This window comes from Streptomyces luomodiensis, assembly GCF_031679605.1.
In the GTDB taxonomy this organism is placed as follows: Bacteria; Actinomycetota; Actinomycetes; order Streptomycetales; family Streptomycetaceae; genus Streptomyces; species Streptomyces luomodiensis.
This window is the reverse complement of record NZ_CP117522.1, coordinates 3358706-3373272: the sequence shown is the minus strand read 5'-3', so window position 1 is coordinate 3373272 and position 14567 is coordinate 3358706. Positions and strand designations below refer to the sequence as shown.

Annotated in this window: 15 protein-coding genes and 1 pseudogene; 9 read left to right on the top strand and 7 right to left on the bottom strand. The window is 69.2% G+C overall.

Going from position 1 to position 14567, the window contains the following annotated elements:
• Positions 1 to 55: 55 nt before the first annotated feature.
• Complete coding sequence (locus PS467_RS14610; RefSeq protein WP_311035653.1) at positions 56 to 907, bottom strand: phosphotransferase enzyme family protein; 852 nt, start codon at positions 905 to 907, stop codon at positions 56 to 58.
• Between the two features lie 207 nt (positions 908 to 1114).
• A complete protein-coding gene (locus tag PS467_RS14605) occupies positions 1115 to 2035 on the bottom strand; it encodes an NADP-dependent oxidoreductase (protein WP_311035652.1) in 921 nt (306 codons plus the stop codon).
• An 83-nt stretch (positions 2036 to 2118) separates the two neighbouring features.
• On the opposite strand from PS467_RS14605, the gene PS467_RS14600 reads away from it, so the two are divergent.
• Complete coding sequence (locus tag PS467_RS14600) at positions 2119 to 2688, top strand: TetR/AcrR family transcriptional regulator (protein WP_311035651.1); 570 nt, start codon at positions 2119 to 2121, stop codon at positions 2686 to 2688.
• Between the two features lie 382 nt (positions 2689 to 3070).
• Here the strand turns inward: PS467_RS14600 and PS467_RS14595 are convergent, their stop codons facing one another.
• Both PS467_RS14595 and PS467_RS14590 read right to left on the bottom strand, forming a co-directional pair.
• Positions 3071 to 3670: a hypothetical protein gene (locus tag PS467_RS14595; protein WP_311035650.1), complete on the bottom strand. Its 600-nt coding sequence runs from the start codon at positions 3668 to 3670 to the stop codon at positions 3071 to 3073.
• On the bottom strand, positions 3667 to 4254 hold the full coding sequence (locus tag PS467_RS14590) for an RNA polymerase sigma factor (RefSeq protein ID WP_311035649.1): 588 nt from the start codon (positions 4252 to 4254) through the stop codon (positions 3667 to 3669). Before PS467_RS14590 ends, PS467_RS14595 begins: the two co-directional genes overlap by 4 nt.
• A gap of 297 nt (positions 4255 to 4551) precedes the next feature.
• Here PS467_RS14590 and PS467_RS42125 point away from each other — a divergent pair.
• Positions 4552 to 4679, top strand: a pseudogene (locus PS467_RS42125) (IS701 family transposase); the annotation flags it as partial.
• A gap of 111 nt (positions 4680 to 4790) precedes the next feature.
• Here PS467_RS42125 and PS467_RS14575 read toward each other — a convergent pair.
• The 3 genes from PS467_RS14575 to PS467_RS14565 all read right to left on the bottom strand — a co-directional run bounded on the left by PS467_RS14575 (position 4791) and on the right by PS467_RS14565 (position 6312).
• A complete protein-coding gene (locus PS467_RS14575; protein WP_311035648.1) occupies positions 4791 to 4994 on the bottom strand; it encodes a hypothetical protein in 204 nt (67 codons plus the stop codon).
• 191 nt (positions 4995 to 5185) lie between these two features.
• Positions 5186 to 5854, bottom strand: a complete 669-nt coding sequence (locus PS467_RS14570) for a class I SAM-dependent methyltransferase (RefSeq protein WP_311035647.1) — start codon at positions 5852 to 5854, stop codon at positions 5186 to 5188.
• Between the two features lie 29 nt (positions 5855 to 5883).
• Complete coding sequence (locus PS467_RS14565) at positions 5884 to 6312, bottom strand: ATP-binding protein (RefSeq protein ID WP_311035646.1); 429 nt, start codon at positions 6310 to 6312, stop codon at positions 5884 to 5886.
• Positions 6313 to 6474: 162 nt separating this feature from the next.
• Here PS467_RS14565 and PS467_RS14560 point away from each other — a divergent pair, with 162 nt between their 5' ends.
• From PS467_RS14560 to PS467_RS14530, 7 genes are all read left to right on the top strand, one after another.
• Positions 6475 to 7323 carry a Scr1 family TA system antitoxin-like transcriptional regulator gene (locus PS467_RS14560; protein ID WP_311035645.1) on the top strand — a complete coding sequence of 283 codons (849 nt, stop codon included), beginning with the start codon at positions 6475 to 6477 and terminating at the stop codon, positions 7321 to 7323.
• 10 nt (positions 7324 to 7333) lie between these two features.
• Positions 7334 to 7534, top strand: coding sequence for a DUF397 domain-containing protein (locus PS467_RS14555; RefSeq protein WP_311035644.1), 201 nt, complete (start codon positions 7334 to 7336; stop codon positions 7532 to 7534).
• A 15-nt stretch (positions 7535 to 7549) separates the two neighbouring features.
• Positions 7550 to 8296, top strand: coding sequence for a DNA repair protein RecO (gene recO / locus PS467_RS14550; protein WP_311035643.1), 747 nt, complete (start codon positions 7550 to 7552; stop codon positions 8294 to 8296).
• A 45-nt stretch (positions 8297 to 8341) separates the two neighbouring features.
• Entirely contained in the window at positions 8342 to 9181 is an 840-nt protein-coding gene (locus PS467_RS14545) for an isoprenyl transferase (RefSeq protein ID WP_311035642.1), read from the top strand.
• Between the two features lie 247 nt (positions 9182 to 9428).
• Positions 9429 to 9773 carry a MerR family transcriptional regulator gene (locus tag PS467_RS14540; RefSeq protein WP_311035641.1) on the top strand — a complete coding sequence of 115 codons (345 nt, stop codon included), beginning with the start codon at positions 9429 to 9431 and terminating at the stop codon, positions 9771 to 9773.
• A gap of 102 nt (positions 9774 to 9875) precedes the next feature.
• A complete protein-coding gene (locus tag PS467_RS14535) occupies positions 9876 to 10259 on the top strand; it encodes a hypothetical protein (protein ID WP_311035640.1) in 384 nt (127 codons plus the stop codon).
• Positions 10256 to 14518: a DUF6531 domain-containing protein gene (locus tag PS467_RS14530; RefSeq protein WP_498076481.1), complete on the top strand. Its 4263-nt coding sequence runs from the start codon at positions 10256 to 10258 to the stop codon at positions 14516 to 14518. The genes PS467_RS14535 and PS467_RS14530 overlap by 4 nt, the downstream gene beginning before the upstream one ends.
• The last annotated feature ends 49 nt before the right edge of the window (positions 14519 to 14567 follow it).

Here is a 14567-nt window from a genome sequence, read left to right as displayed (position 1 = left end):
CCGCGCCAGGTGCCGACATCAACAGCCGGTCGGCCACGACCTCAAAGGTCCGCGATCAGCCATGGGTATCCAAGCCGTTGCGATGGAGTGCAGCTCGGATCTGGCTGAGCCACTCCGTGCCCAGCCGGCGCCCGTTGGGGAGTTGGTCGCCTCGATCCCAGCGCCACGCTGTGATCATCGCCAGTACGAGCAGCCGGCACGCGCGCAGCACGTCTTGATCGACACCCGGATAGTGCTCGCCGACTTCTTCGGGCGCATGGGCGAGGTCGAATTCGACGGGCCCACGGCAACACGTCTCGAGGTCGATGAACACCAGCCCGTTCTTCGTGGTGAGCACGTTGCCCGGGTGCGGCTCGCCGTGCAGCAGCTGCTCGGCGCCACCGCGCTCGTCGATCACTCTTCTCAGGCTTCGTAACGTGCTGCCGAGCAGCTCCCGGTCCGCGTCGGTGAGCGCCGGAGTGTGGTCGCGGTTCGCCACGAGTCGTTGAGCCTGCTCGACTCGATCCGTGAATCGCGGCGTCGGGACATCGACCTCGCGCATGCCGATATGCAGCCGTTGGAGCGCATGGGCGTAGTCGGCCGGAGAGATCTCTTGAGGTGTCACGGGTTCGTAGTGGGTCCATAGCGTGACCACGAAGCCATCACGCTCATGAACGCGTGGCTCCACCCGGGGCTCGAGAGCAGCCACGGGGCACCCGGATGCGGCGAGCCGTTGAGCGAGCTCGATCTCGAACTGTGCGACCTGATGCGCTGCAGGTGCCACCCGGGCCAGGACATCACACGGCAGCAGACGCAGAGTGAGCTTGTTCGAGTCGTGAAGAACGATCGCGTCGTCGACTGTCAGGCCACGTGATGAGGCGATCGACATGGCCGCGGACACCGCATGCGGGACCTCTGACGCCTGCATCGTCGCCTGGCCTCTCCCCTGAGCGCTGCCGTAACTCTCCCAGCGGTGCAACCCGCGCACCATACCAAGGGGGCCTGACGGAATGGGCGATCTGCCCCTTCGGCTGCTCAGCCGCAACCGACCATGGTCCGCGACGACCTGGCCGGGCCTGTGACGCGGCCGGCCAGGCCCGGTGCGGGGAACACGCTGAGTCCACCTTGTGCCGGTTCACAGTGCGATCACGATTTTGCCGTGAACGTGCCTGTCGGCCTGCATCGTCACGGCTTCGCGGATCCGCTCGACCGGGAAGGTCGCCGCGATCGGCACCGTGATCGCGCCAGAAGTGATCGCGTCGGTGATCCGTTCCAGGGCGCCCGGACCCGCATCCAGGGCGCCCGCCTTGTGCACACCGGGCGGCGGGGCGGGGCCGTCGGCTACGACGGAGATCCGCTCGGGTGCCACGCCGAGCTTGAGCGCGGTCTCGGCCGCCTCCCTTCCGAACAGGTCGGCTGCGGCGGTGATCCCCTCGGGCGCCAAGGCCCGCACCCGGTCCGCCAGGCCAGGGCCGTACGCCACGGGTTCGGCGCCGAGCCCGCGCAGGAATCCGAACGTGCCCTCGGAGGAGGTGCCGAGCACCCGGGCACCCGCGAGCTTCGCCAACTGCACGGCGAAGATGCCCACGCCACCGGCCGCCCCACCGATCAGGACGGTGTCCCCGGCGCGGAGTCCGATCGCGGCGAGCGCGGCGGCGGCTGTCAGACCGGACACCGGAAGCACGCCCGCCACCTCGTCGCCGATGCCCTCCGGGATGGGCCAGAGCGTTGCCGTGGGTGTCTTGACCAGCACGAAATCGGCGACGGACCGCCCAATCGCAGCCCCGTACACCCGGTCGCCGGTCGCGAATCCCGTGGCTTCGGCGCCCACCTCGTCCACCACTCCGGCGAAGTCGCTGCCGAACCCGGCCGGCAAGGTGATGCCGAACCGCGCCGCCATTTCGGGCTGTGTGGTGATTTGCCAGTCCATCGGATTCAGCCCGGCGGCCGTGACCCGGACGCGAACCTCGTCCGGTGCGGCGTGCGGCTCGGGTATCTCCTGCAGTTCGAGTACTTCGGGACCGCCAAATCGCTGATAACGGACAGCTTTACTCATCGGTGACCTCTCCTGGCCAGTGATGGGACTTGGTCTTATCGACCCTACACCAGTGACGGGACCAAGTCCCGTACACTGCTCCCATGGCTCGCTGGCAACCCGACGCACCAGGACGACTCGCCGCCGCCGCCCTCGACCTCTTCGAGGAGCACGGCTACGAGAACACGACCGTGATCGAGATCGCGGAGCGCGCGGGGCTCACCAAGAGCACGTTCTTCCGGTACTTCCCGGACAAGCGCGAGGTGCTCTTCGGCGGGGGCACGGTGACCGGTCTGCTCGTCGAAGGGATCGCCTCGGCGCCGCCGGCGGCCGGGCCGCTCGACGCGGTGGCGGACGCCCTCGACGCGCTCGGCCGGACGTTCTTCACCGCCGACCGCCGCGAGTTCAGCGCCCGGCGCCAGGCCGTGCTGAACGCCAATACGGAACTGCGTGAACGCGAAGCCCTGAAAAGGCTCGACCTCGCCGCCTCGATGATCGAGGCCCTCACACGCCGCGGAGTCCCGACCCTGACCGCGCGCGTGGCCGCGAAACTGGGCACGCTCGCCTGGGAGATCGCCTACGATCAGTGGATCGACACCGACAACAGCGAGGGCTTCGGCCCGCTGGCACGGCAAGCGCTCGCCGAAGTACGCGCGGCCGGAGCCGTGCGCTAAGGTCCGGCCGCAAAGACCATCGACCGGCGGGTCGTCAACGGGATGGTCTGCAAGATCCGCTCCCGGGACCCTGGTCCATCGAGCCGATGGCGTCCCCGTCGGCTTCCGCTACCTCTGACCGAGCGCCTGACGACCCACCGCGCCGGTCACCGGGCCTCGTTCCACAGGGCCCGGTGACCGGCGCCACCCACGACATCCCCGCGCCTGAGCGGGTGCTCTCCGCCACTGCGAGGATCCGCACGGGCCGCACGCCGCACGGATCGGACCCCGCTTGCCGAAACGGTCCGCTTCCTCGGGGGGACCGAGCCGTGGCGGCTGAGTCACGACGGCTGAGCCATGGGGGGCGGAGCCGGGGGAGTGGCCCGCGGCTCGTGCCCTCGCGTCAGAGGTGCGCGTCCGGGCCGCCGGCGCCGATCCCCGGCACGCTGCACTTCGGAACCTTCTCCACCAGCCGGAACGACACCCCCTTGGTCCTGTGGTCCTTGCCGAACTCCGCCACGATGAGCAGCGTCGCGCCCTTGGCCCGGCTGCCGTCCGGCAGGACGGTGTCGTCCGGGATCATGTCCGGGCGGATGATGGCGCTCCACGGCTGGGACGAGACCGTCATCGCATAGTCCATCGTGGCCCAGGGGGCTTCGGGCGGGGCACCCGTGGGGCAGTTCTCGTCCCCCTCCAGGACGGCCGCCCGCACGCCCATCTCCTTCAGCTGCTTCTGCAGACCGGGCAGGCCCTCGGGGCGGTCCAGGTGAAGGACCAGCGAGCCGTCGCCCTGCTTGGTCACGGCATACGCGGGCGCGGCGCCCGAGCCGCTCAGTGTGGGCACGACCACCGCCGCACCGGCGGCCGTCGCCACCGCCGCGACCGCGAACCGGACGCGGAGGCGACGGGCCGGGGCCCGGGTGGCACCGACGGGGGCCGGTGCCGTGGCCATGGCCGACAGCTCCGACGCCAGGCGCCGCTTGAATCCGGTGGGCGTACTCATGAGACAACCTCCAAAGTGCGATCGACTGGTTCGGTGCGATCGGTGCGTTCGGTGACGGCCGGGTATGCGGCGCGCAGCGCCCGCTTCGCGCGGTGCAGACGGACCCGCACCGTCGCCTGGTTGAGCCCGAGGGCCTGAGCGGCCTCGCGCGGGGTGAGGCCGTCGACGGCCACCAGATCGAGGACTTCGCGCAGCGGCTCGCTCAGCGCGCTGTGCCGCTCGGCCAGCGCCCGTGCCGCCCGTTCCGCGTCGATCCGCTCCTCCAGCGCGGCGATGTCCTCCTCGTCCAGCAGCCGGCGCCCGTTCAGCCGCGCCACCGCGTGACGCTCGCGGACGTTGCCCCGGTAGTGGGAGGACAGGACGTTGCGGGCGATGCCGTACAACCAGGCGGAGGGCGACCCGCGCCCGGGGTCGTACCGGTCGGCTGCCTCCAGCGCCGCGACGAAGATGTCGGCGGTGAGGTCCGCGGCCACCTGCGGGCAGGTGGTGCGCCGGGTCACGAAGCCGAGGACGGCGTCGAAGTTCTCCTCGTAGAACGCCGCGAACCCCGCGGCGTCCGGCCGCGGCGGCGCGCCCCGGCTCATGGGTCGTTCGGGTATGAGGGGCACCCATGCCTCCAAGGTGCTCGGTGATCCCTTCACCCGGTACTTGGCCGCACGGCCCCCAACCGTTTCACCGGCACTTGGCCGACTGGGCGTTACGCGTGCCGAGGTGGTCGAGCCGTCCTGCTACGGCGTTGGACATGAGGGCGGCGTTCGCTTCGCCGAAGCCAACGGCACCATGACGTCACCCGCGCCGTCGAGGGCGATCAGGCTGGCCGTCGCGACGTCCATGCAGGCGAAGGAGACGGCGATCACGGTGCGCGCCTCGTGGTCGCCGGCGGCCTGGCCCACTTCGAGGGCGGGACCTGGGGCGACTGGCACCACCACGTCACCCTCGTCTCCGTCGCGCATGCCTTCTGCACCCTGCAGCGACTGGCCCGTGCCCAAAAGACACGGCGTCGGCCTGAGCCTCTACCAAGTCGTCCGCGAACTGCAGACACTCCTCGCAACCTGGACCGGCGCCTGCCCCACCTGCAACCGTGACATACCCACCCGCACACCAACCTGACCAAGCACTACTAGTCCCGGAACGAACCGTCCGCCCTGCGCGCGTGCCGCGACAGCAGGTGCTTGCACTGCGGGCAGTGCCGCCTGAACCCCTTCTTGATCAGATAGCTGATGCCGATCGTGCAGATGTGCATCAGCCCCACCGCCAGGTTCTGGAACAGCCGCCCCAGCCACGACCTCGTACACGTCTCACAGTCCCGGCAACCGGCCGCCATGGCGCATCCCTCATCCGTCGTCTTGTCCGCGCTGACCTGCTCTGTAGAACCAGTGTGCGGAAGGGGAGGCGCGGTTCGGCCGCCAACTGCCGTACCCGCGCGGGGTTGTGACCGGGACACATCGCGACCAGCACACGGCTGTGACATCGCGACGAGTGGGGTGATGAAAGACGGAGACGACAGGCGTCGGTTCACCTCGGAGCGCTCGCGCGCACCATGAGGGTGCCGACGTCTGCCGGGTCCGGCGCGGGTAGCACCCGCGCGTCGATGTCGACGAAGCCCGTGCGCTTCAGCAGGTCGGCCCACCACTCGGGCGCGTATGACCAACGCAGAAGGGTGAGCTTGCGGCCCGCGAGTCCGTTTCCGTACATCGCCTGCGCTCCGTAGTGGTCCTCGATGGGCTCGGCCTGCGAGAAGGCCAGGGTGCCGCCGGGATTGATGCGTTCGAGGATCAGCGGGATCAAGGCGTTGGGGTCGGTGAACCAGACGGCTCCCCAGATGGAGAACACCGCGTCGTACATGGCGTCGGTGCGGGCAAGGTAGTCGCAGGCTTCGGCGTGCACGAAGGTCAGCCGGGACGTGCCCTCCCACCAACGGCGGGCACGGGCGACCTGGACGGCGGAAAAGTCCACGGCGGTCACCTCGACGCCCGTACGAGCGAGGTACACGGCTTCCTTGCCCTCGGCGGAACCCAGCTCCAGCGCGGTGCGGGGACTCCCCAGAAACTCCGCACCCGGTCCGTGTCCTTGGTACTGCGTCCACTCGAACGCGTCCACGCTCGGTGCGGGCTGCTCACCTTCCTCGCGGTGAGGCTTGTAGCTGTCCCAGTACTCGGGCAGGGTGGCGGATGCGCGCGGCATGGGTGTCCTCCGGTCACTCGTACTTATTTTCACTCGGTGAAGGGTTCGCGCAGCTCGAACCAGATGTGCTTACCGGTGGGGCGCAGTCCGTTCTCCCAGGTCACACCCCATGCGTAGGCCAGCTCCCGCATCAGGAACAACCCCCGCCCGCCCTCCTCGTCGGGCGCCGCGTCCCGAGGGTATGGGTGGCGTTCCGGGGAGCCGTCGCGTACGGCGATGGTCGCGATGCGGTCGCGGACGAGGGTGTCGATGTGGATCAGTTGGGTGTTGGTGTGCTGGTTGACGTTGGTGACCGCCTCGGAGACCAGCAGTCGCGCCGTGTCCGCGAGGTCGTGCAGGTCGTTGGCGTGGAGGAGGGCGGCGATCGCGTCGCGGCACACCCTGGGGCTCTTGGGGGAGTTGGGTGCGCTGAGGCGGTAGGCGTGCGCGGGCTCGGTGGGTCCGGCGACTTCGGGCATGGCGGTTCTCCCAACGCGGTGCGTGGTTGGTTCGATGCGCTGCGCTATCAGGACCATAGAGCATTGGTGAGCACGAGTGCTATCACTCGTTAGAATTGGTGCTCTGGTTGGACGTGTGGGAGCGTTCGACGCGAGACTGGCCGCAAGTGAAGGGGAGGGCGCATGCCGAGGACGGCGCCGACCGCGAGGCAACGACGCCTGGGCGCGGAGTTGCGCAAGATGCGTGAGCACGCCGGGATGAGCGTGGCGCAGGCCGCTCAGCATCTGGGCGTGGATCGCACTCGGATCAGCAACACGGAGGCCGGTCGGTTCGGCGTGAGTGAGGAGCGCGTCCGCTCGCTCGCGGCGATCTACTCCTGTGGCGATACGGCGTATATCGACGCCCTGGTGGACATGGCTGTCGAACGCGTCCAGGGCTGGTGGGAGGAGTACCGGGGCAAACTGCCCGCAGGCGCGCTCGATCTGGCCGAACTGGAACACCATGCGGTGAACCTGAGGTCGATGCAGCCGATGCATATCCCGGGGCTGTTGCAGACGGAGGACTATGCGAAGGCCGTGTTCGCTACGGCGGTACCGGATCTCACCGCGGTTGAGCACCGTCGCAGGCTGTCTCACCGGCTGAAGCGCCGGGATGTGCTGGATAGGGACCGTCCGCCGCAGTGCACCTTCCTGGTCCATGAGGCCGCGTTGCGCATGCAGTTCGGTGGCACCAAGGTGGCCCGTGGCCAGTTGGAGTATCTGTTGGAGGCGTCCGAGCGGGACAACGTGACCGTTCGCGTGATCCCATTCGCGGCCGGAGGTTTTCCCGGCGCGGGGGCTTCCGTACTCTATGCGGCTGGACCGGTGCCGCAGCTGGACACCGTTCAGCTCGACGTGGCGACCGGAGTCGCCTTGGTGGATGCGGAAACGCTCGTTGCCAACTACCGGGAAGTCCTGGACCGGACCCAGGGGCTGTCACTCAGCCCTGAGGACACGCGCGACTTCGTTCGCGCCATCGTGCACCAGCTCTGAAGGCATGGAGATGTCGGACATACAACACTGGCGGAAGTCCTCGTACTCAGGTGACGCGGCCAACAACTGCGTGGAGCTCGCCCGAACCCCGAACACGGTCCTGCTGCGCGAGAGCGACGAACCGCACACCGTGATCGCCACCACCCCCCTCGCCCTCCGCGCCCTCACGCGCGCCGTGAAGGCTGGGCGGCTCGACCACCTGTTCCGCTGAGGGACAATAAGCCGCATGAGTCTGTTCCGCGACGACGGCATCGTGCTGCGCACCCAGAAGCTGGGCGAGGCGGACCGGATCATCACCCTCCTGACCCGCAACAACGGCCGCGTCCGCGCCGTGGCGCGGGGGGTGCGGCGGACGAAGTCGAAGTTCGGGGCGCGGCTGGAGCCGTTCTCCCACGTCGACGTGCAGTTCTTCGCACGCGGCGGCGAGCTGATCGGGCGCGGGCTTCCGCTCTGCACGCAGAGTGAGACGATCGCTCCGTACGGTGGGGCGATCGTCACCGACTACGCCCGCTACACCGCCGGTACGGCGATGCTGGAGACGGCCGAGCGGTTCACCGACCACGAGGGCGAGCCCGCCGTGCAGCAGTATCTGCTCCTCGTCGGCGCCCTGCGCACCCTCGCCGCCGGGGAGCACGAGCCGCATCTCGTCCTGGACGCGTTCCTGCTGCGCTCCCTCGCCGTCAACGGTTACGCACCGAGTTTCGATGACTGCGCCAAGTGCGGGATGCCCGGTCCGAACCGGTTCTTCTCGGTCGGCGCGGGCGGCGTCATCTGCGGGGAGTGCCGGGTGCCCGGAAGCGTCGTACCCTCGGCGGAGTCGCTGACGCTGCTGGGCGCGCTGCTGACGGGGGACTGGCAGACGGCGGACGCGTGTGAGCTGCGCCATGCCCGGGAGGGCAGCGGGCTCGTGGCGGCGTATTTGCACTGGCACCTGGAGCGGGGACTCCGGTCGCTGCGGTACGTAGAGAAATAGCAGTAGCAGCACAGAGAGCGAAGGCAAGAGGGAGACGTGGCAGGCATGGCAGGACGCGGGTTTCTGGGCCGACAGCGGCGCGAATACCGGGCGCCGGACCCGCACCCGTCCGGCGCCCGGCCGCCGAAGATCCCCGGTGAGCTGGTGCCGCAGCACGTGGCCGTGGTGATGGACGGGAACGGTCGCTGGGCCAAGGAGCGCGGGCTGCCGCGCACCGAGGGGCACAAGGTCGGCGAGGGTGTCGTGCTGGACGTGCTCAAGGGCTGCCTCGAGATGGGGATCAAGAACCTCTCCCTTTACGCCTTCTCCACCGAGAACTGGAAGCGCTCGCCCGACGAGGTGCGCTTCCTGATGAACTTCAACCGCGATGTCATCCGCCGCCGCCGCGACGAGATGGACGAGATGGGCGTCCGCATCCGCTGGGCGGGCCGGATGCCGAAGCTGTGGAAGTCGGTCGCGCAGGAACTCCAGGTCGCCCAGGAGCAGACCAAGGACAACGACGCCATGACCATGTACTTCTGCATGAACTACGGCGGCCGGGCGGAGATCGCGGACGCCGCGAAGGCGCTGGCGGAGGACGTCCGGGCGGGCCGGCTCGACCCGGCGAAGGTGAACGAGAAGACGTTCGCGAAGTACCTCTACTACCCGGACATGCCGGACGTGGACCTCTTCCTGCGCCCCTCGGGCGAGCAGCGGACCTCGAACTACCTGATCTGGCAGAGCGCCTACGCCGAGATGGTGTACCAGGACGTGCTGTGGCCGGACTTCGACCGTCGCGACCTGTGGCGGGCCTGCGTGGAGTACGCCTCCCGGGACCGCCGCTTCGGCGGGGCGATCCCGAACGAGGAGCAGCTGAAGAAGGAGTCCCCGCAGACGGGCCAGTAGGCGGGCCGGCACGCGGGCCGGTGGCCGGCGGAGCCGTGGGCCGGGAGGGCGGCGCCTCCTGGCGCCGCCCTCACGGCGAGGTGAGCGGCTCCGCCCGGTAGGCGTCGTGGAGCAACTCCACGAAGGACGGCGCCTCGGGGAGGGCCACGGAACCGATCGTGCTCCACCGGTACGGAATGTTTCGCTGACGGGGCGACGTTAAGGCTTCACACCGGTGGGAAGGTCAAGGTCGGATGGGGCGGAGTACATGCTGATCGGGGAGTTGTCCCGGCGTACCGGTGTCAGCTCGCGGTCGCTGCGGTACTACGAGGCGCAGGGTCTGCTCGAGGTCCGGCGTGGCGCGAACGGTTACCGCGTCTATGACGAGGAGTCGGTGATCACCGTGCGGCAGGTGCGCGCCCTGCTGAACGCGGGCCTGTCCACCGAGGTGATCCGTTCGGTCCTGCCGTGCATGCGGGGCGAGCGGCCGGCGATCGACATGTGTGTGGACGTACGGGCCATCCTGGACCGGGAATTGGCGGCCACGGACCAGCGCATCGCGGACCTTCAGCGAAGCCGCGAGGCCCTCGTGGACTACCTGACGCAGTCCTGAGCGGACTTTACTCATTGTGTGGCCCGTATTGAACAGTTCATGATTGTTGCCGCCCTAGTCTGAGAGTTTTGTACGACAAACGCTCAGCGGGGGAGGCGTCGCATGGGCAGTGGCAGCGGGCACGGCGGCGGGAACAAGGTCCTGGACATCAAGGTGGCGGACATCAAATCCGTCGCGCCCACCTTCCACCACCAGGCCGTGAAGCTGAGCGAGGCGCTGACCACGCTGATCACCGCGCTGGACGGCTATGGGGAGCCGTGGGGGGACGACAAGCCCGGCAAGGACTTCGGCAAGCAGTACAAGCCGAACCAGAAGCACATCGAATCGGCGGCCGGCATCCTCGTCCTCGGGCTGACCAGCATCCATGAGGCGATGAACGACATGGCCGACGGCCATGTCGACAACGACAAGCTCATCGAGGGCATGTTCACCAAGGCCAAGAAGGCCGGGGGAGACGGGCCGGGCGGCCACGGCGGCGGCCGGTGAGCATCGAGGACAAGGCCAAAGCCCTGCTGATGAAGCTGGGCATGTGGTGGCCGGACGCCAACTCCGGCACCCTGCGCCACGCCGCCGACGCCTGGCGGACGTTCGCCGACAGCGTGGACGATGTGCGGGTCGCGACCAACAAGGCGGCCACGAACCTCATCCACAACAACAAGGGCGAGGCGATCGACGCCTTCGAGATCTTCTGGGGGCGTTACGCCAAGGGCAAGGACGAGGGCTGGCTGAGCAATCTTTCCAAGTCCGCCCGGAACATGGCCAAGGCACTCGACAAGTTCGCCGACACGGTCGACGACGCCATCGAGAAGCTGTGGACGCAGATCACCATCGACGCGCTCGCACTCGTCGGCGGTGGGCTGCTGACCATCGTCACCGGGGGCGCCTCCGACGGGGTGGCGGCCGAGATCATCGCCATGGCCGCCAGCCTGGGCGTCGCCGTGGAGGAAGCGGTCGCGGTCATCGCCGCGGAGATGCTGACCGGCGCCGTCTTCACCAGCGTGCTGTCGGTGACCATCGACGCCGCCGTGGCCCAGCCCATCAAGATCGCCCTGGGGCAGCAGCACGGCTTCAGCCTGGACGAGGTCAACCAGGCCGCCAAGGACGGCATGATCGACGGCGGGCTCTTCGGCGCCGGTCTGGGAGTGCTCAAGCCCGGTGTGGTCCCGAAACTCACCGGCGTCCCGGACCTGCTCAAACCGCCGAAAGTGCCCTCGTCGCGCCCGAACCTCATCGAGGAGGGCCCGGCCGCCCGCCCGGCCAAGAAGTGCCCGTGCACGGGCGAGCCGATCGACATCGCGACCGGCGCGATGCTCATGGAGCACACGGACCTGACCCTGCCCGGTGCGCTGCCGCTGGTCTTCGAGCGCACCCATGTGTCCTCGTACCGGGGCGGGGTGTGGTTCGGCCCGACCTGGACCAGCCTGCTGGACGAACGAATCCAACTGGACGCGGAGGGCGTGGTGTTCGCCGCCGCGGACGGGATGCGGCTGGTGTACCCGGTACCGGAGCCGGGGGTGCCCACGCTGCCCGCGAAGGGCGCGCGATGGCCGCTGGAGTGGGACGGCAAACCGGACGGCGTCATGACGGTCACCGACCCGGAGACGGGTGTGGTGCGCACCTTCACCCGCCCCGCCGCCACGGAACAGCCGGGAGCGGTCTACCTGGCCCTGGAGAGCCTGCACGACCGCAACGGCGCCCGCGTCGACATCGAACGCGCCCTGAGCGGCGCCCCCCTGGCCATCCGCCACTCCGGGGGCTCCTACCTGGCCATCGACACCGAGGGCCAGCGGGTCACCGCTCTGCGGCTGCTGGACGAACCGCCGTCCGGCTACGCGCCCGAGCGGAGCCGTGAGGGCGGCACGGTGGTGATGCGCTACGGCTACGACGCGGCGGGCAACCTCACCGAGGTCACCAACTCCAGCGGCACGCCGCTGCGTCTGGCGTACGACGACCAGGGCCGGGTGACGTCCTGGACCGACCGCAACGGCACCTCGTTCCGGTACGTGTACGGGCCGGACGGGAAAGTGGTGCGCACCGAGGGCAGCGACGGCGTCTACAACGGCACGCTGACGTACGACGACGAGGCGCGCACCACGGTCTACACGGACTCGCTCGGCCACGCGACGCGGTATCGCTACAACGCCGACGGGCAGCTGATCGAGGAGACCGACCCGCTGGGCCACACCACGGCCACGGAATGGGACGCACGCGGCGACCGCAAGCTCTCGGTGACGGATCCCCTGGGCCGGACCACCCGCTACGCGTACGACGAGGCCGGCAACCTGACCGGCGTCACCCTCCCGGACGGGGCGCGGGCGGAGGCCACGTACAACGAGCTGTGCCTGCCGGTGGAGGTCACCGAGCCGGGCGGCGGGACGTGGCACCACACCTACGACGACACCGGGAACCTCCTCACCACGACCGACCCGACCGGTGCCACCACCACCTACGCCTACACCGACCGGGGCCACCTGGCGCAGGTGACGGACGCGCTGGGCCACACCACGCGCCTGACCCCGGACGGGGCCGGACTCCCCGTCGCCGTAACGGACCCGCTGGGCCACACCACGACCGTCCGCCGGGACCCCTTCGGCCGGGTGGTCGAGGTGACGGACCCGCTGGGCCACACCACCCGTATGGGCTGGACCACCGAGGGCAAACCGGCGTGGCGGGAGGAGCCGGACGGCGCCCGGGAGAGCTGGACCTGGGACGGCGAGGGCAACCTCCGCACCCACACCGACGCGGCGGGCCACACCACCCGCCAGACGCCCACCCACTTCGACGTCCCCGCCACCCGCACCGAGCCGGACGGCGCCACGTACGCGTTCGCCTACGACACCGAACTACGCCTGACCGAGGTCACCAACCCCCAGGGCCTGACCTGGACCTACACCTACGACCCGGCGGGCCGGCTCACCTCCGAGACCGACTTCAACGGCCGCACCCTCACCTACACCCACGACCCGGCGGGCGACCTGCTGACCCGCACGGGCGGCGCGGGCGAAACGCTCCACTTCACCCGGGACGCGCTGGGCCGCACGACGGAACAACGCGACGAGGCGGGCGCACGGACGACGTACACCTACGACGCACAGGGCGCCCTGACCCGAGCGACGAACCCGGACGCCGAACTGACCCTCGAACGGGACGCGATGGGCCGAGTCCTGTCAGAAACGGTCAACGGCCGGACGACGACGTACGCGTACGACGCCGTGGGCCGCCGCACCGCCCGCACGACCCCCTCCGGCCTGACGACCACCTGGACCTACGACGAAGCAGGCCGCCCCACCACGTTGCGTACCGGTACGGCCGACACCCTGACCTTCACCTACGACGCGGCGGGCCGCGAGACGGAACGCCGCGTGGGCGAGGCCGTGACCCTGACGCAGACCTGGGACAGGGGAGACCGCCTCACCACCCAGACCATCGCCGGGGGCCGCCACAACGAAGCGAACCGCATCCTCCAGCACCGCTCCTACGCCTACCGCCCGGACGGCTACGTCACCGAGATCCGCGAACTCACCTCGGGCACCCGCCGCTTCGACCTGGACCCGGTAGGCCGCGTGACGGCGGTCCACGCCCACGGCTGGACCGAAACCTACGCCTACGACCCGGCGGGCAACCTCACCCACGCAACGGCCCCCGCCCACGAAACGGCGTCCGGCGCCCGCGAATTCACCGGCACGCTCATCCACCGAGCGGGCCGCACCACCTACGAACACGACGCCCAGGGCCGCCTCACCCGCCGCACCCGCAAACTCCTCAACGGCCAGACCCGCACCTGGACCTACACCTGGAGCCCCGAAGACCGCCTGACGGACGCGACCACCCCCGAGGGCGACCACTGGCACTACACCTACGACCCCCTCGGCCGCCGCCTGTCCAAACAACGCCTGGCCGAGGACGGCACGGTCGCCGAATCGGTGGACTTCACCTGGGAAGACACCCGCCTGGCCGAACAATCCACCCAAGACGGCAGGCACACCACCTGGGACTACGCCCCAGACACCCACCGCCCCCTCACCCAGACCGACCACACCCCGCTGGTCCGCGAGCCCGGCGAATCCCTGATCGCAAAGTTCACAGGCGCCGCAGGTGAGATGGAACCCCGCTTCCACGCCATCATCACGGACCTGGTGGGCACCCCCACGGAGTTGGTCACCCCAGCCGGTGACCTGGCCTGGCAACACCGCACAACCCTCTGGGGCGCGGATTTCCCCTCCCCGGTAAGCAGCCCGGCCACCACCACCTGCCCCCTCCGCTTCCCGGGCCAATACGCCGACCCCGAAACGGGCCTGCACTACAACTACTTCCGCCACTACGACCCCGAAACGGCCCGCTACGTCACCCCGGACCCCCTCGGCCTCGAGCCCGCCCCGAACCACCATGCGTATGTCACCAATCCCTTCGTGTGGCTTGATGCGCTTGGTTTGAAGTGCGGCATCGACCTGTCACAGGCGACTCCGCACCAAGGACGGTTCCCGCAGACTGCGAAACCTGACGAGGTCCTGGTTCGCCGCAAGGAGGACGGAAGCGTAACCGCATATGCTGTCTATGACTCTGACGGCAGGCCGGTGAAACGCGTTGACATCTCACCAGACTCAAAGCCCCACAACGGCGTACCGCCTCCACATGTAGTCGAGATGAAGAAGCATGTGAACCCGAAAACGGGCGAGGTGTATTACAACTGGGACAAGAACTCGACGCGGCCGGCCAGGCCGGATGAAATTCCGCTGCCCGAGTGAATGTGGAGTGCTGTGAAGCCCGAAGAGTACCCGGAGATTCGGTCCTGGG